We start from the raw sequence: 243 nt of genomic DNA on the forward strand, positions 1-243 counted from the left end.
CTCATCGGGCGGTTCCGGACGCTTCTCGGCCTCGCGATTCCTCTCGAATCCCGTGCTGGTGCTATTCGACTCGATCTCTGATGGCATGTATCTCTGGCATGGGCCGATTCTCATCTGCTTTCACGCCTTCAGTCAGAACAGCGCCGGTCGCATCGACCCGATCGGTGCGGTGGGGGTGCTCGCGCTCGCCTACATATTGACGATGTTGACCACGTGGGGGTTGCGCCTGCCGTTGCGCGCGGC

1 protein-coding gene is annotated in these 243 nt (G+C 62.1%); it reads left to right on the top strand.

Features of this window, described 5'->3' with window-relative positions:
* On the top strand, nt 1-243 hold a 243-nt coding region (locus tag SB717_RS38905), incomplete at both ends, for a hypothetical protein (RefSeq protein WP_410908603.1).

This window comes from Priestia sp. SIMBA_032, from assembly GCF_046535215.1.
GTDB lineage: Bacteria > Bacillota > Bacilli > Bacillales > Bacillaceae_H > Priestia > Priestia aryabhattai.